Genomic DNA, 19,511 nt, shown 5'->3' with positions numbered 1-19,511 from the left:
GTCCGCCGGCGGAGGCCAGCCATGACGGCGTCACCATCCGCAACGACACCGGTGTGCAGGAGGGCGGCGAGATCTCGATCCATTACGATCCGATGATCGCCAAGCTCGTCACCCACGCGCCGTCGCGCGCGGCGGCGATCGAGGCGCAGGCGACCGCGCTCGATGCGTTCTACGTCGACGGCATCAGGCACAACATCCCGTTCCTGTCGGCGCTGATGAATCACCCGCGCTGGCGCGAGGGCCGACTCTCGACCGGATTCATCGCCGAAGAGTTTCCGAAGGGATTCTCCGCACGGCCCCCCGAGGGTGAGATTGCGCGGAGGCTCGCCGCGGTCGGTGCCGCGATCGATCACGTGCTGGGCGAGCGCAAGCGGCAGATCTCCGGCCAGATGGGCGGCCGCGTCGTGCAGCGCGAACGCCGCCGCGCGGTGTGGCTCGATCGTGACGAGATCGCGCTCGATGTCGCGCGCGAGGCCGATGCCATCGCGGTGCGCTTCGTCGGCACCGACGGGCTGCCGGGCAACCCGCACAATCTCGTCTCGAGCTGGGTGCCCGGCGATCCGGTCTGGCAGGGTACTATCGACGGCAATTACGTCGCGTTGCAGGTCCGCGCGATCAGCAACGGCTTCCGCCTCGCGCATCAAGGTTTTGAGGTCCCGGTCTATGTCTTCACCGAGACCGAGGCAACCTCGGCGCGGCTGATGCCGGTGGTCTCGGCCGCCGACACCGGCAAGAAGCTGCTGTGTCCGATGCCGGGCCTCGTGGTCTCGATCGCGGTGGCCGAAGGCCAGGAGGTCAAGGCCGGCGAGACGCTGGCCGTGGTCGAAGCCATGAAGATGCAGAACGTGCTGCGCGCCGAGCGCGACGGCACGGTGAAGAAGATCCACGCCGCGGCCGGCGCCACGCTGGCGGTTGACGCACTGATCCTGGAGTTCGCTTGAAGCTTCGTCATTGCGAGCGAAGCGAGGCAATCCGTCTCACCGCACACGCTGCTGGATGGATTGCTTCGTCGCTTCAGCGCAAAATTGCTTCGCAATTTTGTCGCGAGCTCCTCGCAATGACGCGGATGGAGAAGAAAAACCATGGCCTTCCGCAAACGCCGCGAAGCACTGCGCGCAATCCTCAACGGATCGACCTGCATCCGTCCGGGCTCGGTCTATGACGCGACCTCAATTCGGATCGCGGAGGATCTCGGCTTCGAGCTCGGCATGTTCGGCGGCTCGGTGGCCTCGCTCGCGGTGCTCGGCGACCCCGACATCGCGCTGATCACGCTCACCGAACTGGCCGAGCAGGTGCGCCGGATGTCGCGCGCCTCGACGCTGCCGTTCGTAGTTGACGCCGACCATGGCTACGGCAATGCGCTCAACGTTCGCCGCACCGTGCAGGAGCTGGAGGCCGCCGGCACCGCCGGCCTGACCATCGAGGACACGCTGCTGCCCCAGGCATTCGGGCAGGCGAAGCCGCAGCTGATCTCGCTGGAGGAGGGCGTCGGCAAGATGAAGGGAGCGCTCGACGGCCGCAGCGATCCATCGCTCGTCATCCTCGGCCGCACCGGCGCCGTCTCGATCACCAGTCTCGACGACGCGATCGCACGCGCCAGGGCTTATGAGGCGGTCGGCGTCGACGGGCTGTTCTTCACCGGTATCAAGTCGCGCGGCGAACTGGAGGCGATCTCGGCCGCGACGACGCTGCCGATCGTGCTCGGCGGCGCGCCGGAGGAGATGACCGCGCCGGACTATCTGGCCAGCCAGCGCGTCAGGATCGCACTGCAAGGCCACGCGCCGTTCGCCGCCGCGACGCAAGCCGTCTACGAGACGCTGAAGGCGCTGCGCGAGGGCACCTCGCCGAAGAACCTGAAAGGGATCGCCTCGGCCGAATTGACCAGTCGCGCGATGCGCGAAGCGGAGACGAAGGCGCGTAGCGGCGAGTTCCTGGGCCTCACGAAATGAGCGGCAGCGTCATCCGCCACGTCACCATCAGCGGCCGCGTTCAGGGCGTCGGCTATCGGGCCTGGGTGCATTCCGAAGCCACGATGCGCGGTCTCGAAGGCTGGGTGCGCAACCGCCGCGACGGCAGTGTCGAGGCGGTGTTTGCGGGACCCGACGCTGTCGTTGCCGAGTTGATCACGGCCTGCCGTCGTGGGCCGTCATCGGCGCGCGTGAACGATATGCAGGTAGATGCTGGCACGTCCGACCTGTTGAACCTGCGCGGGGCAGGCGAGCGGTTCGCATTTCTGCCGACGGTCTAAGCCGCCGAGATCACCAGCGCCTGAATCTTCCCGTCGATAGCACCGTTGCCGAAGCGGTTCGCCAGCGCCTCTGCTACACGCTGCGTTGTGGCCTCGAGGCCGGGCGTACCCCGCGCCTCGATCTCGCCGCGCATCGGGGTACCCTGACAGTAGGCGATGGCGGCATCGTGCGCCGAGGCAGCGGGACTGCGATGGGTGACCGTCTCGATCTGGATGTCGCCAAAGCCGGCGGCCGTCAGGTCCTCACGGATGCGCGCCGGATCGTGATAGCCGTGCGGCGTCCGTGCCATGAATAGCGGCGGGTTGGCCGGAAACACCTGATGCATCGCCTGCTGCATCACGTCGGCGAAATCGTTCTCCTCGATCCTGTCCCAAACGTTGAAGAGGAACCGGCCGCCCCGCCTGAGCACACGCCGTGCTTCGGCATAGCCCTTGACGCGGTCGGGGAAGAACATCACGCCGAACTGGCAGGCGACGATGTCGAAGTTCGTATCGCCAAACGGCAGCGCCAGCGCATCGGCCTGCTGCCAGGTGACGTTCGCGTTGCCCGCGAGGTGTGTCCTGGCCTGCGCCAGCATCGGCTCGTTGAGATCGGTTGCCGTGATCTGCGTGTCGGGCAATTCGGCGGCCAGCACCGTCGTGACGGCGCCGGTGCCGGCCGCGATCTCCAGCAGGTCGCGCGGCCGGTGGCGCTTGATGCGCTGCGCGAGATCGCGGGCATAGGGCGCGAAGATCATCGGCACCATCAGGCGGTCGTAGACCTGCGGGACCGATCCCGAAAACACGTTGTCGGAAGAGGGAGCAGTCATGACGTGTTCCTTTGCGAAAGGCGAGTGGCCGATCCTCGCCGTCACGGGCCAAGCCTTCGAAGTATGACGCAGTGACCAGGCCGCGCCAACACCCGGACCGGCGCCGCAGCGGAGTTCCGGCGCAGTGGCATCCGCCCGTTGACTTTCAATCCGAATTGTCTGATATTTCTGTCATGACAGAAATAACCGGCAAGAAGAAACTCCCCGCAGTCGTCGAGCGCTTCATCCTGCATTGGGGCGACATGGGCGACCAATGGGGCGTCAACCGCTCGGTCAGCCAGATCCACGGGCTGCTCTATCTGGCGGAGGCGCCGATGACCGCAGAGGACATCGCCGACACGCTCGGCATGGCGCGCTCCAACGTCTCCAACTCGATCAAGGAATTGCTGTCCTGGGGGCTGATCCGACGCGTGCCGATCCTCGGCGACCGCCGCGATCATTTCGAGGCCGAGACGGATATCTGGGAGGTCGCAGCGAAGATCGCTGCCGGACGCAAGGAACGCGAGATCGATCCGGCCATCGCGGCGCTGCGCGCCTGCGTGTCCGACGCTGCCGACGATCCGGCGATCAGCCCGGTCGCCAGCAAGCGGCTGAAGGAGATGCTGGGTTTCACCGAGCTGGTCGACCGCTGGTACGAGCAGATGCTGAAGGTGCCGCGGCCGCGTCTGGTCGCGCTGATCAAGCTCGGCGAGAAGATCGTGAGTTTTCTGCCGGCAGGCAGAGCCAAATAGGGACGGCGGCAACGGGAGTGTGCGATGGCGTCAGCAAGGATACCCGCTTTAAGGACATCGCCGGCTTCCGATACCAAATTGCTCGACGACCACCGCTTCCGCGCTTTGCTGTCGGATGAGGATTGGGGCCGCCTGCCGGTCGCTATCTGGCGGCGATTTTCGAAGCGCTTCGAGGACGGCAACACCGTCGTCTATGTCGGCGAGGTCGACGAGGCCAGCTTCAGCCGTCCCGGCTGGTGGGTGGCGCAGGCGGCACGCCTGATCGGCGGACCGCTTCCGACTGGCAGCGAGACGGGCGTGCCGATGATCGTCACGGTCACCGAGGACGCGGCGAGCGGCGGCCAGGTCTGGACCCGCATCTGCGCGCGCCGCGACGGCTTCCCGCAGGTCATTCACTCCGCCAAGCGCTTCGCCGGCCCGACCGGTCTCGAGGAATATGTCGGCTTCGGCGTCAGCATGGCGCTGCGCATCGCGGTCGAGCATGAGGCGCTGGTGTTCCATAGCGTGTTCTATGCGTTGCAGCTTGGTCCGTTCCGGCTGCGGCTGCCCGAATGGCTGACCCCCGGCGACCTCACAGTGACCCATTCCGATCTCGGCGGCGGCGACTTCCGCTTCACGCTCGAGATCATCCACCCGCGTTTTGGCCGGCTGCTGCGCCAGTCGGCCGTGTTCAGGGAGGCCTCGTCATGACGCCGCTGCTTTGGATCCTCATCGCCGTCCAGATCGCGATGGGCGTGTTCGACACCTTTTATCACCACGAATTCACCGAGCGGCTGGCCTGGCGTCCCTCGCAGCGCTACGAGCTGAAACTGCACGCCATGCGCAATATGCTCTATGCGCTGCTGTTCCTCGTGCTCGGCTGGCTTGAGGTGCACGGCATCTTCGCGATCGCCATCATCGCGGTGCTGGTGGTCGAGGTCGTGATCACGCTGATGGATTTCGTCGAGGAGGATCTGAGCCGCAAGCTGCCGCCGAGCGAGCGGATCAATCATACGCTGCTCGCGGTCAACTATGGCGCCATCCTCGTGCTGCTGCTGCCGGTGCTGATCGGCTGGGCGATGCGGCCGACCGGTGTCGTGCTCGCCTATGCCGGCTGGCTCAGCATCATCGCGGCCGCCTCGGCGGTCGGTGCCGCGCTGTGCGGTATCAGGGATTTTGCCGCCGCGAGGCGGCTTGGGCGGATGACCTCGGTGCCGTCGGCAACGCTGGTGGAGAAGCTGCCGGCGCGGCAGACCGTACTCGTCACCGGCGCGACCGGCTTTATCGGCAGCCGCCTGGTCGCAAGCCTTACCGCCTCGGGTCATCAGGTGATTGCGCTGATCCGCAATCCCGCCAAGACCGAAATGCTGCCGCCGCCGATCAACCTGATCACCAGCCTCGACCAGCTGCCTGCCGACACCAGGATCGACGCGATCGTCAATCTCGCGGGCGAGCCGATCGGCAACGGCCTGTGGACCGAAGCCAAGCGCCGCGAGATTCTGGCCTCGCGCATCGACATGACCGCCGATGTCGTCAGGCTGATCGCGCGGCTCGAGCGCAAGCCGTCGGTGCTGGTGAACGGCTCCGCGATCGGCTGGTACGGGCTATGGCAGGATCAGGTGCTGACGGAATCCGCAAAGTCCCATGCCTGCTTCAGCCACGAGCTGTGCGAGGCCTGGGAGACTGCAGCAAAGCCTGCCGCCGATCACGGCGTGCGCGTCGCTTTCCTGCGGATCGGCCTCGTGATCGGCACCGATGGCGGCTTCATCACGCGGATGCTGACGCCGTTCGAGTTCGGGCTCGGCGGCCCGCTCGGCTCGGGCAAGCAGTGGATGTCGTGGATCGAACGCGATGATCTGGTACGCCTGATCGCGCATGTGATCGCCACGCCCGAACTGTCCGGTCCGATCAACGCGACCGCGCCGATCCCCGTCACCAACACCACGTTCACCGAGGAGCTCGGCCGTCGCCTGCACCGTCCCACGATTTTCCGCGTTCCCGGGGCGCTGCTGCGAACTCTGGGCGGCGACTTCGCCAACGAACTCCTGCTCGGCGGCCAGCGCGTGCTGCCGAACAAGGCGCTGAGCAACGGCTTTGTGTTCCGGCATGAAACCCTGCGCAGCGCGTTCGAGACGATCTTGTAGGAGAGACCGGCATGACGTCGGCGACCGTCAAAGGCGGGCTCGCTGGATGCCTGGATCTTCGTCCCCGCCGGATGTGCGGCAGGACCAGGGCCGTGTACTGGTCGGGCGCCGGAAAACATGCCGGCGGCGAAGTTCAAGTGGCCGCTTGAGCGACGCTGCGGCCGGTTTGCCATTCAGCTCACGGACACTGCCCGTTGAGCGCGGTCTCGATCGTGCCGGTCCAGGCGGCGTAGCCGTCCTGGCTGAGATGCACGCCATCCGCGACCAGCGGGCTTGTCCGGGTTCGCAGCGTGCCGACATCGATCAGCGGGATTGCACGTTCGCGCGCGGTCTCGCGGATCACTCGGTCGATCTCCGCGAAGCGGGAACGGTCAACCTCGTCGGCCAGCGAGCCCGGTCTGGCGATCGGCGCCAGTGACACCGCGAACACCTTACCGCCGAGCGCAGCCGCCCGCTGTATGATCTCCGGATAGGTCTCCGCGAACGGACGGCGGTCGACCACGATGCTGTCGTTGACGCCGACCGAGATCACCAGCACGGCCGGCGAAAACCGGATGCGATCGAACGCCTCGACGAGGCGAAGCACGCCGCTCGCGACCGCGCCGGAATAGCCTGCATTGATCACCGGCCGCCCGCAGATGGACGGCGAGAAACTCGCATGCTCGACCAGGCTGTCGCCGAGGAAGACGACCGGCTTCACGCTGCCTTGGCCCGCGGTGAAATCCTCGATCCGCTGTAGCATTTCCCGTTCGCGGCGCTCGGCCGTCGGCGCTTGCAGAAAGTGAAACAGCAGCCCGGCGGCAATCAGGATGACGAAGGCGACCAGGAAGCGGGCGCGCATCAGGTGAGGGCAGGCTGTTCGCCGGCGCGGCGCGGCGCGGCGGCGCCGAATACCTCGACGAAGGCCTGCCGGAGCGCGATGTCGACATCGGCCATGGTGACGGGCAGGCCGAGATCGACCAACGAGGTGACGCCGTAGCGCGGATCGACCACGCCGCAGGGCACGATCGCCTGGAAGTGCGCAAGGTCCGGCTCGACATTGATGGCGATGCCGTGAAACGAGACCCAGCGCCGCAGCCGGACGCCGATCGCTGCGATCTTGTCCTCGTGTCCCGGCCCCTTGTCCGGGCGCTTGACCCAAACCCCGACGCGGTCCTCGCGGCGCTCGCCGCGGACGTTGAAGGAAGCGAGCGTTCGGATGATCCATTCCTCCAGCGAGGCGACATAGGCGCGCACGTCCGGCCGGCGCCGCTTCAGGTCGAGCATCACGTAAGCGATTCGCTGGCCGGGGCCGTGATAGGTGACCTGGCCGCCGCGGCCGCTCTGAAAGGTCGGAAAGCGCGGATCGAGCAGGTCGTCGGCCTTGCCGCTGGTGCCGGAAGTGTAAAGCGGGGGGTGCTCCAGCAGCCACACCTGCTCCGCCGCGGTGCCGGCGGCGATGGCGGCGACCCGGGCGTCCATGGCAGCGAGGGAATCGGGGTACGCGACCTGCTGGTCCGAAATCCGCCACTCCACCTCGCGATGGCCCGCGGCCAGCGCAAAACGTGTCAAATCAAGGCTTTGGCGCTCGTTAACCATTGGCTAACCCTAGCGTGGTCAGGTGAACCCACAATTTAGTTCCCATCCGGCGGTTCAGAAGTGGCCACCCTCGACAAAGTCAGCGTCAATCTCATGGTGGTCCTCGGCACCACCACGATGCCGATTCACCAGGTGATGCGGCTGTCCCGCGGCGCCATCATCGAACTGGATGCCACCGAGGCCGACGAGGTCAAGATCCTCGCCAACAACCTCCCGGTCGCCAGCGGCGTGGTTCTGGTCGACCGCAACAGAATCGCGGTCGAAGTCAAGCAGATGCTGCCGAAATCCCCCGATGTCAGGTAGTTAATTCGCTCACTTAACGCCCTTGTCCCTGCATCCGCGATTTGTTACATCGCGCCGTCGATCCGGCGGCACCCCTTGGGTTCCAACCGGCATCCCAGCGCTCGTGGCGGAATTGGTAGACGCGCTGCCTTGAGGTGGCAGTGGGTAACACCGTGGGGGTTCGAGTCCCTCCGAGCGCACCAAACCTTGTGACCCCTAAATTGCATGGTTTTCCGGGGCTTGGCTGCTCAGCGCCCTGTGCCCCGTCACGTCCAGACCTGAAGCCGGCTGGTGAAGCCTTGCAGCGTGAACAGGCCCTGCGCGGTGGCCAGTGCTGCCGCGGATGTGTCGCTGTCGTGGCTTGCGATGGTGCGCGAGACCAAATGGGCCAGCGGTGCAAGCGACGCGAGCTGATAGGTCTTCGCCAGGGGCGCCAGCAGGCGGTCGCGCGCCGAGGCGTGGAGGCCGGCTTCCGCGAATCCGATCAGCGCATCGAGGCCGCCTTGCAGCAGGCGGGCGGTCTGGCGCACGGAGAGGTCGGCCGGAGGAGGCGGCGCGAATTGGGCGACGGTCCGTCGCAGGCCGGCCATGAGGCGGGAGACCACGTCCTTGCCCGGCGTCGGGGCACGCTCGGGGAAATCGAGCGCCATCTGGCCGTCGCCCCACAGTGCGATCGGCTCCAGCACCATCTTGCCCGCCTCGGGCCGCGCGATCGCGACGATAGCGAAGGGCCGTTTGGTGCCGCCGTCGCCGAGCGCGGCTTCGAGCGCGGCGATACGGCGGGCGCCGAGGCCGCGGCCCTCGTCGTCATGCTCGAGCGTGAGCGCAATCCAGGCGCCGCTCGCATCCATCAGCGGCCAGCGCAGCCGCTGGCTCAGATCGTCGAAGGCCACCGGCGCGATCCGGCTCGGAAGCAGCACGAGCGGCTGTGCCGAGGGCGGCGGTGCATCGAGCGTCGGCGCGAAACAGCGCGACAGATGATCGGCCAGCATCGGCCATGACGCATGAGCGAGGGCGGCGAGCGAAGCATCCTGCGTCCAGTTGGCGACCAGCTCGCGGCTTGGCTTGAACGGCTGGATCGTCTCCGCGCGGCTGGTCTGCGACAGCGAGAGCCGGCCGGTGGAGGACGCCTGCGCGCCGGTGAGGCGGAATGTCGACGACGACAGCCGTGCCAGCGTCTGGCCCCAGACCGCCTGGTTGCGATAGCCGTCACGCGGGTCGAAGCGCGTGTCGTGGGTGGTGCTCCGTGCAAGTGTCGCGGTGAGCCGCCGTCCCGTCGCCGGCTCGACGAAATGACCGGTCACGCCGGCCGCGCCCGTGATGGTCTCGAACATGGTGGCGCCAAGGCCAATCAGTTCGACATCGCCGATCGGCTCGTATTCGGCACGCACTGTTCCGGCGAGCTTACGCAGGCGCGCGTCATCCTTGGTTTGCGAAACCGCGAACAGCAACGCGTGGGCAAAAGCGAGCTCGCGCAGCAGCTCGACCGGATCATGATTGACGTTCCGCGCACGGCGCTGCTCCAGCCCCTCGGCGACGCGCCGCAGGCTGGCCGACAGCCGCGGCATGGCCTCGGCGCGGCTCGACACAGCCAGCAACATCAACCGCTCCTCGAGCGCGCGCGAGGGGACGGCAAAGCCCTGCGCATAGGCGCGGCAGACCACATCCTGCATGATGCCGAGCAACGCCGGATCGGGTGCCAGCGTCGCCTGTTCGGACGCAGCTTCCGCATCGTCGATCTCGATGGCGTCGTGGCCGAAATGGCGGCGCGCGGCGAGGATCGCGGCGGCATGGCCGGCCGGTCGGCGGCGCTCGGCCAGACCTGATACGACCGAGCCGAAATCGCCCTGGCCGGGGATCGCGACCTCGATCTCCTCGGCCTTCAATCGCAGCACGACCTTGAGCGTCGCTTGGCCGGCGTCGATGGTCATAGCCTCGGTGAGAGCGAGCAATCGTAGCGCCTCGCGCAGGCCGGTCTTGCCGACGGCCTTGAGCAGGATCTTGCGATCGAACGTCGCGAGGCGGCCGGGCCAATCGATCTCGGCAACCGGTGCGGCGGCCGCCGGCGCACCGGCCTGCGTCCGCAACGCGAATACCACCGCGAGCTTGTGCCGGCACAGCGTCGCGGCGGGGCAGGTGCAGCGGGCCTTGGCGAGGCCCTTGGCGTCGAGCCGCACCGTGGCGCCCTCGATCGTTCCGACGATTTCGTCGGCGTCGAGCGCTTCGAACGTCACATTGGCCGCATCGGCGCGCGCCCGCCGAACGATGCCCTTGGAGGCCATCGCCTCCAGCGCGGCATCGTCGATCTGGGCATAGAGTGGGATCAGCGCGGACATCACGAGCCTCTAATCCATGATGCCGACCAGCCATTCGGCAAAGCGGTCGGGCGTCATCGCTGCGACGTGCATGCCAAGGCCAGACAGCTTCGCGGCGGTCGAGCGGTCGAACATCGCCTCGCCATTCGTATCGAGTGCGGCAAGGCCGATCAGCCGGGTGCGCGCTTCCGCCAGCCGCCGGACGCAGCGCAGCAGTTCGGTAAGCGAGCCGCCTTCCTCGAAATCGCTGATCAGCGCGATCACGGTTCGGGTCGGGTTGACGACGAGGCTCTCGCAATAGGTCATGGCGCGCGCGATGTCGGTGCCGCCGCCGAGCTGCACGGACAGCAAGAGGTCGACCGGATCGGCGAGCTTGTCCGACATGTCGACGATCGAGGTGTCGAAGGCGATGAAGCGAACGTCGACGGCCGGCAGACCCGCAAGGATCGAAGCCATCACGGTGGCATGGATCAGCGAGTTCAGCATCGAGCCGCTCTGGTCGACGCACAGGATGATGGTCCACGGCATCCGCCGCTTCTGCCGAGACACGAAGTGCAGCCGCTCGGCGATGACGGCCTTGTGCTCGGGACTGAAGTGCCTGAGATTGTCGCGGATGGTGCGACGCAGGTCGAGATTGGCCGCCGAGCGCAGCTTGCCGCGGCGGAAGCGATCGCGCCGGCCGGACAATGCGCGCTCCATCTCGGCCTTCAACTTCCGCTTCAGATCCTCGACCACGGCATCGACGACGCGGCGGATCGCCTCGACGAGGTCCTTGTCGGCCTTGCCCTTGAAGGCGAGCAGCACCTTCATCAGATCGAGATTGGGCTCCAGCTTCTGCAGCGCGGCGGGACTTGCGAACAATCCGGCGAGGCCGAGATCGTTCAGTGCATGGCCCTGGATGGTCTCGAACACCGAAGCAGGAAACAGCTTGCGGCTGTCGTTGAGCCAGTCGGGAATTGTGATCTGGCTCGGATCGAGCGAGCCCTTGCGGCCGCTGCCGAGACGCAAGCCACGCTGCCGGGAGCGTTCGGCATAGATGCGTTCGAGCAACTGATCGCGGCGCAGATCCTCGGCCGAGAGGCCGGAGCTGCCGAGCTGGTTGTCGGCATAGCGCCCGAGCGCCATGCGCCAGCGCAGCAGGCGGCGCGTCTGGTCGGCGGATAGCGGTTGCGTGGGGCGGTCGTTCGGCGGCGTCATGGCGCAGGCCCCAGCCAGGCGGCGAGGCCGTCGGCCTGCCATTGGCCGCGCAGGCGTTCGCTGAGCGCCAGATGATCCGTCAGTACGCGCGCATCCGGCACCTGCTGCAGCAGCGCGATGTCGTCCTCGCCGGCGCCGTGTGCGGCCGCGACGATCGCGGCGACCTTGTCGGTCTCCTGCGGCGAGAGCTCGGCGAAGGCCATACGCAGTTGCGGCAGCAGGTCGAGGAAGCCCTGGTCATCGACCGCACCGAACAGATTGTCGATCGCCGTGATGACGCTGCTGTCGTTGACGAACAGCTGCGGCGCCAGCGCCATCACGCCGGACAACGTGCGGATCGCGTCGCCGGGGCGCTCGAAGGCGCCGGCCAGCGCGGCCGACAGACGCCGGCCGGCCTCCGCCTCGTCGACCAGTCCAATCAGAGCGGCCAGCGCGATGACGGCGCCGGTCAGTTGCGGATCGAGTTGCGCGGCCATCAGGCCCTGCAGCGCATCGCGCAACGGCCGGGCCGGGAATGGCGGATCGGGATCGGCCATCGCCTCCGCCAGCGCCGCAAGGCAAGCGATCGCTTCGCCGACCGTGTCGGCGTTGACGGCGGCAAGGTCAGGCAGCAGCTCGGCGATCCGCCGCGCCAGCCTGTCGAGCAGCGGCGGGAGCAGATCGGCGAATGCCTTGACGGTGCCGTCGGACTGCATCGCCTTGGCGCGGCTGTCGAGCGCCTGACCCATGACGAGAGCATTGGTCAGCCGCAACAGGTTGGTGTCGGCGCCGACGGCGGTGCTGACGGCGGCGACCAGCGTGTCTGCGGCGCTGCCGATCCCGGCGTCGAAGGCAATGCTGAGGAGATTGAACGCCGCCGCGGCGTTGTTGCACTGGCCTTCGCGCTCGAGATCGCCGAGGCGCCGGATCAGGATCGTGGCGGCAACATCGCGCACGGTTTCGCCGTCGGCCGCCCGCTCGATCAGCGCGGCCTCGACGGCCGGCGACCAGGCGTAGGTCCAGGTCTCCATCAGCATGTCGGCGCGGAAGCCGTGCACCCGGTCGGGACCCTTGAGGCGCTCGGCAAAGGGCGGCGCGACCAGTCGCATCGCGTGCAGGAACCGGCTGGTCTGGCCATGGCGGGATTTGCGATAGATGTCCAGCTCGCGCGTCTTCGCTACGGCGTCTTCCAGCGACAGGCCGAACGACCTCGCTTCCGCGCGCGCCCGTTCGATCAGCGGCGGCAGCCGGCTGCCCGGCGGCAGATCGCCGAGCCGGTCGCCCTGCAGATAGGTCGTGAAGGCGGCGAGCAACGGATGCGCGCCGACCTCGATCTCCTCCTTGATGGCGGACGATTGCAACGCGTCGAACAGCTCGGTGCGTCCGGGCTCGCTGAGCCCGCGCAGCTCGGCGAGACGCCGGGCTGTCTCGACCATGGATCGCAGCGTCGGGAACGAGAACGCCAGCGCCGGCTCGCTTTCGATCAGATGCGCACGGAAGCCGACCAGGATGTCTTCAGTCAGCGAGTCTCCGGTCTCGCCGCCGTCTCCAATCAGACGCTGCCAGACGCGCTCGTAAAAGCCCGGCAGCGGCAGGCCGGCGCCGTAGCCGTTCAACCGGTCGAGCGCGCGGAAGTCGTAACGGATCAGCCAGGCATTCGAACGCGCGGCGGCACCGGCCGGGCGCACCGACTCCGCCTGCGCATCGATCAGGGCCGGCGTGTGAAAGCCGCCGGTGACGACGGCGATCGGCCCGGTGCGCGCTGCGATCGCGTCCTGGATGCAGGCGCGCATCATGGCTTCGCGCGGCAGCGTTCCGTCCGTCTGCAATTCATCCGGGTCCGACGCCGCGCGCAACGCCGAGCAATAGGCGCCGACGCTGGCGAAGAAACCGCGCCAGTCGGTGCCGCGTGCGCGGGCCTCGAACAGCCCGTCCCACAACGCAAAGCCATCGCGAAAGCCGGTCCGCGCGCACATCGCGTCGACATAGGCGCCGCGGTCGAACATCACCTCCCGCATCGGCAGCAGCGGCTGGTCCGGCCGGTGTCTGCGATCGGACAGCATCGCGGCATGGCGAGACGGCAGATCGATGAAGCGGACGGTGGCGCCGAGCTCGCTCGCCTCTCGGATCGCGATGAATTCGGGCGAATGCCGGCAGATCGGATAGTAGGTGGTGCCGCCGCGGCCCTTCTTGGCCCCATCAGGCAACGCCACCATGGCAACCGGCGGCACGACGCCGGGGGCGAGCAGCTCAGTGATCAGCGGTTCGAAGTCGACCGGTCCCTCGATCAGCACGGTGGCGGGACGGATCGCACGCAGCGCCTCGCGCAGATGCAGCGCGCAGGCCGGCGAGTGATGTCGGATCGGGAAGAAGTGCAGGTCGCGTTCGCTATCAAACAGGCGGATGGCGGTCGCGGCCGGATCGAGTACGGTCATGCCGCGAGCCTCAGCTCTCGTCCTTCATCGCCTTCACCGCGCCGAGAAAATCCGACCACACCTTGCTGCGGCGGGCCCGCTCCTTGACGATATGATCGACATAGGCGCGGACCTTCTTCACATCCTCCGCATTGTCCTTGACGATGACGCCCTGCAACTGCCGCCCGATATGGGCGCCGCCGACGTCGCCATTGCCGAGGAACGCCGCTTCGAGCGCCGCTGCATGCGCGATGTTGACGGCCTCCGCCGTCGACATCACCGCCGACGGCTTTGACAGCGGCACATTGTCCTTGGTCTGGCCGCGGCGCAGATCCTGGAAGGTGGTGACGAGCAGATCGGTGACTTCGTCGGGGAAGTTGACGGCGATCTCGGCCTGTCCGAGCCGCTTGCCGACTTCCTGACGGATCAGCTCCGTCTCCAGCGCCGGATCGGTCAGCGGCAGCACGGTCTCGAAGTTGAAGCGGCGCTTCAGCGCGCTCGACATCTCGTGCACGCCGCGGTCGCGCAGGTTGGCGGTGCCGATCACCGAGAAGCCCGGCGCGGCGTAGACACTGGCGCTCTCGCCGAGCTCGGGCACCGACATCACCTTTTCCGACAGCACCGAGATCAGCACGTCCTGAATTTCCGGCGGACATCGTGTCAGCTCTTCGACGCGGACGATGCGGCCGAGCCGCATCGCTTCCATCACCGGGGAAGGCACCAGCGCGCGCGGCGTCGGCCCCTCGGCGATCAGCAACGCATAGTTCCAGCCGTAGCGGACGTGATCCTCGGTGACGCCGGTCGATCCCTGCACCACCAGCATCGAGGAGCCGCTGATCGCGGCCGCCAGCAATTCCGACAGCATCGACTTGGCGGTGCCGGGCTCGCCGACCAGCATCAGGCCTTGCTCGCTCATCAGCGCAACCAGCGCACGTTCGACCAGCGCATCGTCGCCGTAGAATTTGCGGCGCACGGATAGCTTGCTATCGCCGAGGATGAAGCTGCGCACCGCGCGCGCGGAGAGCGCCCATCCCGGCGGCCGGCGGCCTTGATCGGCGGCCTTCAGTGCCGCGAGTTCGTCCGCGAACCGGGCTTCGGCGCTCGGGCGCAGCTGCAATGCATTTCGTTGTTCCATTACCAGGCCACCTTGTTGCGCCAGTCCTCGGCAAATCCGCTGCCGGTGGTGGCGATCTGATGCAAATCGTTCCAGACCTCGCTGAGCAGCACCGGCGGCACGTCGCTCAGCGGAAGCTGCGTGCCATAGGTCGACCGGCCGCCCTTGCGCGCGCGCACGAATTTGGCTGCGACCAGCGCCACGGCACGATTTTCCTCAGGCAGCGGTGATCCCGTGAACTCGATCACGGCGTTGATCCCGACACCCGCGAACGGCTTGAGGTATTGCGTGAACCAGCCGCCATCCTCGGCCTGGGCGCGCTCATAGCCGAGCTTCTGCGCCGCGCTGCGCAGCTTGAAGGCCTCGATGATGTGGCCGGCGCGATCGTCGATCGAAGTTCCGGCCGCGCCCGTCAGCACCGGGCGGTCGAGCTGGTTGAACAGCGGCTCGACCTTGTAGTCGGCGAGGTGCTGCTTCCAGGCTTCGCTCTGTTCGCCTGTGAGCAGCGAACGGTGCGCCAGCTGGATGCCGGCGAAAGATTCGGGATCGACAGCGTTGTCGCTGCTGTCGGTCAGTGACAGATCCTCGAGCGGCCGGAACGAGGCGACGATGTTGCCGTCCGCGTCGAGGCCGAGCCAGATCAGCCGCTGCACCAGCCGTCCGACGATCGGGTGTTCGAGCAGGAAGCGCTTCCATTCGGCAGGCTGCCAGCGCCGGCCGACGCAGAGTGCTTCGTACAGCCGCTTGGCTTGGAATTCGTGGACCTGCTTCAATTCCTTCTTGGCGTTGGCGAGCGCCTTCTTGGCTTCGCCGGCACTTTCCTTGTCCGGCCCTTCGCTGACCTGCGGCAGGCTCTTCACCACCTTGCCGTCCGGGTTGTACAGCGTGAGCACGTCTTCCTCGTCAAGCTTGACCTGATAGAGACGGGTGCCGATCTCGAGGTCGAGAATGCCGCGCTCGTCGAGGCCTGCGGTCGGGATGGTGCGGTCGGCGAGTTCGTCGGTGCTCCAGCCCCGCTCGTCGGCGATCCGCTCGACCAGCGCTTGCGCCAGCACCTGCACCGAATTGGTGCGATGGCGACGGGCGATCGATAGCAGCAGCTGCAGCGCTGCCGTTGACTGGTTGCCGCTGAGATATTCGGTCAGCGCCTTGACCTGCGAGACCCGCTTGTAATGATCGCGCATGTAGGTGCGGACCATCTGCACCGCGAAGGTGCCCTCGGCGCGCACCGCGAGCCCGAGGATGCCGCGGTCGGCATGGGCGTTGTTGAGATAGATCCCGAGCTTCTCGGCGCGCAGATCGGCGAACGCCTTCTCATAGGTGTAGGACCGGTAGAACTCGTTGTTCCAGCGCCTGGCGTATTCCTGATACTGGTCGTAGCGCTGCTGGGCGCGGGCCTTGGCGTGCGCATTGGCTTCGTCTTCGGAGCAGTGCGTGGCGTCGTAGCGAAGGAAGCTGCCGAGGATGTGGCGGCCGAATGCCTCGGCGCTCTCGGGACTGAGCTCATCGAGCCAGAGCGCAAACAGCGTATTGCCGCCGGGCTGCGCGAGCTTGCCGGCGAGCGCAATCCACCAGCGCGGAACGTCCGCCGGAACGGCGCCGCCGCCGGCCCAGGTGAGCGTGGGAAGGCTGTCGAGCGGAAACCAATCGATGTCCTTGGCTTTCTTGCCCTTCAGACCGGCCGCGGCTTCCTTGGTCAGGATCTCCGGCGAGACGTAGCTCGAAATATCGACCTTGAGACGGCGCAGCGCGCCGAGCAGGGAGGCCCGCACCAGTTCGGATTTCTCCTTGCCGAGTGCCTTCTTGAGCGGCTCGACGGCGGCCTCGGCCCCGATCGCGCCGAGCATGTCGGCGACGCCGGAGCGGACATCCTGCTTGCTGTCCGACAGGAAGGGCAGCAGACGCTGCTCGATGCCATCGATGCCGAGCAGCAGCGCGCGAGCGGGCTTGTTGAGCGACTTCTTGGATGACAGCGCGTGCGTCAGCACGGTGTTGAAATAGCGCGCGGGCAGCTTCGGAAACAGGCCGAGCAGGCCGAGCGCATTCAAGGACGGCAGGTCGCGAAAATCCGTTGCCGCCACCTGGCCAAGCGCCTGGTCGAGCACGTCGAACTGAGCCGCGAGGTAGGGCCAGATCGCTTGCGGGGGCAGGTCTTCGGAGACACCGGCAGTCAGCGCGTGGACGGCCAGCGTTTTCGCGGGTACGCGCGACTGCATAAAGGCGGCGACCGTCCGCAGGTCGAAGCCGTTGGTCAAGCGGGCATGGATCGATGCCGGGATGACGCCCTGGCCGTTCAGCAGGTTTCCGGTCAACCAGTAGTGGTTGCTGGTGCCGAGCGCTTCGATCGAGCGCGCGCGGCCGAGGTGCCATAGCGTCAGTTCCGGATCGTTGAACGGCGGATCGGCCGCGGTGGCGCCGGTGCTGTAGGACGCGAACGGCGCGACGTTGCCGATCTCCTTGATTGCGTCCTGATCGATCGGGTCGTCCGAGGCAAGGAACGCGCAGTAGCGATCGGCGACAGCGTGATCGACTGGTTTGGGCGCGGTCGGCACGTGCCAGTTCTTGCGCTGCTCGGGCGTCGCCTTCTCGCGTCGCTCCATCTGGTTTTCGTAGTTCTTCAGCCACTGGCCGTAGGCCTTGTCGAGCAGGCCGCGAAACCCCGCGGCGACGCTCTCTGGCAGCCGCGTCGGTCCCGGCATCGGCGCGAGCGGCGGCGACAGCACCTCGGTGCCGTCGGCGGCGAGGTAGCCTTCGGCGCCGTCGGCATTCAAGGTGCGCGGGATCTGGGCCGCGTCATCGCTGACGACCGCCGATCCGATGCCGAGTTCGATGATCTTGCGGACCGTCTTCGACGTCTCCTTGGCGAGATGGCTTTCGAGCAGAGCTCGCGCGTCTTCGCCCATCACCAGCGGCAGAAGCTGCGCGGCCTGCGCGCGCGCCGTCGGGTTGCCATCGGCCAGGGTCTGCGTTGCGCTTGCCGCCAGTTGCTCGGGTGGTGCGGCCAGCAGCGCGTTCTGGGCCGCCTCGCGAACCGCCTTGCTGGTGGACGACAGGTATTGCTGATAGGCGAAGTCGAAATATTCGCCCCGGATCAGATCGAACTGCTTCAGGATCTGGATGACGGTGGCTTGCGCCGGGCGATCGTATTTTTCGAATGCGGCAATGACCGCCGGCTTCTCGGCGGGCAAGGCGGTCTTGAAGTCAAACTTCGATCCGACGTCGTAATTGTGGAAATAGTACGGGCTGCTCTTCTCCAGAACGAGCAAGTCCAGCGCAAGCACCGTTGCGTTGTCGCCCTCATCGCGCCAATTCAGGATCGTGGTGAGATCGGTGCGCTCGGCCTGGTCGATCCTGTAGGACAGGAAGCCCCGGAGCCAAAGCGGGCTCGGTCCTTGATGGCCGTAGAGGCCATAGCGCGTCCCCTTTTGCCCCGAGGTGATGACCTCGAAATAGCGACGGATCCAGACGGCTTGCCGCCCATGTTGCCGCTTGAGGACATTGCTGCGGGCGAGGGCCGCCTTCTGCACTGCGGCTTGGGTCGCAGGACTGCCCCCGTATGAGTGGTGACTGAGCGCGGACTGGACCTGATTCGCCTGTTGCTCGAGTTGCAGCAGCACGGAGCTGTTCTCGCCGGTCAGGACGTAACTGATCGTCCGCCGTGCGAGATCCGGACTGATCGTCTCCAGCCGCCCGAGGTCAGTCGCGATGTCAGTTGCCGTGGCCCTGTCGGCGTCCGTGTCAGGCAGTCTCACCGATTTGCCGATGCCGATGACCGATTTGAGAAAATCAAACATGCGTGTGTTCTTGATTGAAAGGTGATCCTGCGGGCGCGGGTGCTAGGCGAGAATCCCTTGAGTTCGGGACGACCCAATCGGTTCATTGTAGCGATCGCAGATCACGGCTGCACGAACTGGAGACCGGCTCTGGCCATAACTGGCCGTTGCATCGGGAAGAACAGGCGAGGCGTCCTCCGCAGTATCGCCTGTTCCGCAATATGATTTAAAGGACATGGCTCAATTCCGATGCGAGCTCTTAGCGACATCGCAACGCTGCCGAGAGGCTTTGCGCAAGGAATTAGTAGGAGCGGACGTTGGTCCGGCGCCCCGTTATTGCCCCAAGCTGTTGAACTTGCTGCCGTCTTTGTCTCCCTCCAAGGGTCGCAGCGAACCTCGGCGCAGATTCGTCCTCGGCAATTTGGTGAATAGCGCTGCGATCGATGCCGTCGTGTAACGGCTGTCACCTATTGTCGCGGATGGCATGGTCCCGCCGGTTCGGCGTCGCCGGCCGGATGTACCTGCCTTGATCACGCAACCCCTCGCCAGCCAGCCCCACCCGGAGCGCCTGATGACGTTTCTCAGCTACGCCTACTGTGCCGTCTCCAATTTCGTGTTCCTGGGGCTGGTCTATTTCAGTCTGAACTTCCTCGACAAATATCCGCAGCGCGCGACCGTTGCGATCCTGATGCTGGTCTATGCGGGAATGCATGCGTTCTCGGCGCTGCGCTCGTTCTATTTCTTCCAGCGCATCGAACGGCTGGAAGGTGAAACGCGCCGGCTGGCCTCGACCGCCGCAGAGGGGCCCAATTCAGCCGCCTCGCGCAAGCAGATCGTCGGCGGAGTCACCGAACTCCGGCACGCCGGCGAGGTCAAGGCGTATATCGATCTGTTCTTCCTGGCGCTGGTGATCCTGCTCTGCATCGCCAAGATCGTCACCAATTGAAG

16 protein-coding genes and 1 tRNA gene are annotated in these 19,511 nt (G+C 66.5%); 9 read left to right on the top strand and 8 right to left on the bottom strand.

Annotated elements, in window-relative coordinates; translation table 11 throughout:
• From J6500_RS28825 to J6500_RS28815, 3 genes are all read left to right on the top strand, one after another.
• On the top strand, window positions 1-941 hold a 941-nt coding region (locus tag J6500_RS28825), incomplete at its 5' end, for a biotin/lipoyl-containing protein (protein WP_225716089.1).
• A gap of 141 nt (window positions 942-1,082) precedes the next feature.
• The gene (locus J6500_RS28820) at window positions 1,083-1,949 is read left to right on the top strand and encodes an isocitrate lyase/PEP mutase family protein (protein WP_225716088.1); all 867 of its coding nucleotides are present in this window, start codon (window positions 1,083-1,085) and stop codon (window positions 1,947-1,949) included.
• Entirely contained in the window at window positions 1,946-2,248 is a 303-nt protein-coding gene (locus tag J6500_RS28815) for an acylphosphatase (protein ID WP_225716087.1), read from the top strand. The genes J6500_RS28820 and J6500_RS28815 overlap by 4 nt, the downstream gene beginning before the upstream one ends.
• Here J6500_RS28815 and J6500_RS28810 read toward each other — a convergent pair.
• On the bottom strand, window positions 2,245-3,057 hold the full coding sequence (locus J6500_RS28810; RefSeq protein WP_225716086.1) for a class I SAM-dependent methyltransferase: 813 nt from the start codon (window positions 3,055-3,057) through the stop codon (window positions 2,245-2,247). The two genes, J6500_RS28815 and J6500_RS28810, sit on opposite strands and share 4 nt — an antisense overlap.
• Before the next feature lie 173 nt (window positions 3,058-3,230).
• Here J6500_RS28810 and J6500_RS28805 point away from each other — a divergent pair, with 173 nt between their 5' ends.
• From J6500_RS28805 to J6500_RS28795, 3 genes are read left to right on the top strand one after another with little or no spacing between them, the layout of a single operon-like run.
• Entirely contained in the window at window positions 3,231-3,788 is a 558-nt protein-coding gene (locus tag J6500_RS28805; protein WP_225716085.1) for a GbsR/MarR family transcriptional regulator, read from the top strand.
• Window positions 3,789-3,812: 24 nt separating this feature from the next.
• Window positions 3,813-4,478, top strand: coding sequence for a DUF4166 domain-containing protein (locus tag J6500_RS28800; RefSeq protein WP_225716084.1), 666 nt, complete (start codon window positions 3,813-3,815; stop codon window positions 4,476-4,478).
• Window positions 4,475-5,911 carry a TIGR01777 family oxidoreductase gene (locus tag J6500_RS28795; protein WP_225716083.1) on the top strand — a complete coding sequence of 479 codons (1,437 nt, stop codon included), beginning with the start codon at window positions 4,475-4,477 and terminating at the stop codon, window positions 5,909-5,911. Before J6500_RS28800 ends, J6500_RS28795 begins: the two co-directional genes overlap by 4 nt.
• Before the next feature lie 178 nt (window positions 5,912-6,089).
• Here J6500_RS28795 and J6500_RS28790 read toward each other — a convergent pair whose 3' ends face one another.
• Window positions 6,090-6,752 (bottom strand): SGNH/GDSL hydrolase family protein, encoded by a 663-nt coding sequence (locus J6500_RS28790; RefSeq protein ID WP_225716082.1) that lies wholly within the window; start codon window positions 6,750-6,752, stop codon window positions 6,090-6,092.
• A complete protein-coding gene (gene lipB / locus J6500_RS28785) occupies window positions 6,752-7,489 on the bottom strand; it encodes a lipoyl(octanoyl) transferase LipB (RefSeq protein WP_225716081.1) in 738 nt (245 codons plus the stop codon). Before lipB ends, J6500_RS28790 begins: the two co-directional genes overlap by 1 nt.
• 60 nt (window positions 7,490-7,549) lie before the next feature.
• On the opposite strand from lipB, the gene J6500_RS28780 reads away from it, so the two are divergent.
• Both J6500_RS28780 and J6500_RS28775 read left to right on the top strand, forming a co-directional pair.
• Entirely contained in the window at window positions 7,550-7,792 is a 243-nt protein-coding gene (locus J6500_RS28780) for a FliM/FliN family flagellar motor switch protein (RefSeq protein ID WP_171712315.1), read from the top strand.
• Between the two features lie 97 nt (window positions 7,793-7,889).
• Window positions 7,890-7,974 (top strand) — tRNA-Leu (locus tag J6500_RS28775).
• A 63-nt stretch (window positions 7,975-8,037) separates the two neighbouring features.
• On the opposite strand, the gene J6500_RS28770 is transcribed toward J6500_RS28775, so the two are convergent.
• Genes J6500_RS28770 through J6500_RS28750 form a run of 5 tightly spaced genes read right to left on the bottom strand, consistent with a single transcriptional unit; the run spans window position 8,038 to window position 18,584 of the window.
• Window positions 8,038-10,107 carry an SWIM zinc finger family protein gene (locus tag J6500_RS28770; RefSeq protein ID WP_225716080.1) on the bottom strand — a complete coding sequence of 690 codons (2,070 nt, stop codon included), beginning with the start codon at window positions 10,105-10,107 and terminating at the stop codon, window positions 8,038-8,040.
• 9 nt (window positions 10,108-10,116) lie between these two features.
• Window positions 10,117-11,283 (bottom strand): VWA domain-containing protein, encoded by a 1,167-nt coding sequence (locus J6500_RS28765; protein WP_225716079.1) that lies wholly within the window; start codon window positions 11,281-11,283, stop codon window positions 10,117-10,119.
• Window positions 11,280-13,697 carry a DUF5682 family protein gene (locus tag J6500_RS28760; protein WP_225716078.1) on the bottom strand — a complete coding sequence of 806 codons (2,418 nt, stop codon included), beginning with the start codon at window positions 13,695-13,697 and terminating at the stop codon, window positions 11,280-11,282. Before J6500_RS28760 ends, J6500_RS28765 begins: the two co-directional genes overlap by 4 nt.
• 10 nt (window positions 13,698-13,707) lie before the next feature.
• Window positions 13,708-14,811 (bottom strand): ATP-binding protein, encoded by a 1,104-nt coding sequence (locus J6500_RS28755; RefSeq protein WP_225716077.1) that lies wholly within the window; start codon window positions 14,809-14,811, stop codon window positions 13,708-13,710.
• Window positions 14,811-18,584 (bottom strand): DUF4132 domain-containing protein, encoded by a 3,774-nt coding sequence (locus J6500_RS28750; RefSeq protein ID WP_225716076.1) that lies wholly within the window; start codon window positions 18,582-18,584, stop codon window positions 14,811-14,813. Before J6500_RS28750 ends, J6500_RS28755 begins: the two co-directional genes overlap by 1 nt.
• Window positions 18,585-19,134: 550 nt before the next feature.
• On the opposite strand from J6500_RS28750, the gene J6500_RS28745 reads away from it, so the two are divergent.
• A complete protein-coding gene (locus J6500_RS28745) occupies window positions 19,135-19,509 on the top strand; it encodes a hypothetical protein (RefSeq protein WP_225716075.1) in 375 nt (124 codons plus the stop codon).
• The last annotated feature ends 2 nt before the right edge of the window (window positions 19,510-19,511 follow it).

It is taken from the genome of Bradyrhizobium semiaridum, assembly GCF_020329505.1.
Classification (GTDB): domain Bacteria; phylum Pseudomonadota; class Alphaproteobacteria; order Rhizobiales; family Xanthobacteraceae; genus Bradyrhizobium; species Bradyrhizobium semiaridum.
This window is presented reverse-complemented; position numbering and strand designations above follow the sequence as displayed.

Excerpts from the sequence above, each read along its gene's own strand:
- J6500_RS28815 (WP_225716087.1), top strand. The coding sequence starts at position 1,946 with ATGAGCGGCAGCGTCATCCGCCACGTCACCATCAGCGGCCGCGTTCAG.
- J6500_RS28755 (WP_225716077.1), bottom strand. The coding sequence starts at position 14,811 with ATGGAACAACGAAATGCATTGCAGCTGCGCCCGAGCGCCGAAGCCCGG.
- J6500_RS28760 (WP_225716078.1), bottom strand. The coding sequence starts at position 13,697 with ATGACCGTACTCGATCCGGCCGCGACCGCCATCCGCCTGTTTGATAGC.
- J6500_RS28750 (WP_225716076.1), bottom strand. The coding sequence starts at position 18,584 with ATGTTTGATTTTCTCAAATCGGTCATCGGCATCGGCAAATCGGTGAGA.
- lipB (WP_225716081.1), bottom strand. The coding sequence starts at position 7,489 with ATGGTTAACGAGCGCCAAAGCCTTGATTTGACACGTTTTGCGCTGGCC.
- J6500_RS28745 (WP_225716075.1), top strand. The coding sequence starts at position 19,135 with ATGACGTTTCTCAGCTACGCCTACTGTGCCGTCTCCAATTTCGTGTTC.
- J6500_RS28795 (WP_225716083.1), top strand. The coding sequence starts at position 4,475 with ATGACGCCGCTGCTTTGGATCCTCATCGCCGTCCAGATCGCGATGGGC.
- J6500_RS28805 (WP_225716085.1), top strand. The coding sequence starts at position 3,231 with ATGACAGAAATAACCGGCAAGAAGAAACTCCCCGCAGTCGTCGAGCGC.
- J6500_RS28765 (WP_225716079.1), bottom strand. The coding sequence starts at position 11,283 with ATGACGCCGCCGAACGACCGCCCCACGCAACCGCTATCCGCCGACCAG.
- J6500_RS28820 (WP_225716088.1), top strand. The coding sequence starts at position 1,083 with ATGGCCTTCCGCAAACGCCGCGAAGCACTGCGCGCAATCCTCAACGGA.
- J6500_RS28790 (WP_225716082.1), bottom strand. The coding sequence starts at position 6,752 with ATGCGCGCCCGCTTCCTGGTCGCCTTCGTCATCCTGATTGCCGCCGGG.
- J6500_RS28800 (WP_225716084.1), top strand. The coding sequence starts at position 3,813 with ATGGCGTCAGCAAGGATACCCGCTTTAAGGACATCGCCGGCTTCCGAT.
- J6500_RS28770 (WP_225716080.1), bottom strand. The coding sequence starts at position 10,107 with ATGTCCGCGCTGATCCCACTCTATGCCCAGATCGACGATGCCGCGCTG.
- J6500_RS28810 (WP_225716086.1), bottom strand. The coding sequence starts at position 3,057 with ATGACTGCTCCCTCTTCCGACAACGTGTTTTCGGGATCGGTCCCGCAG.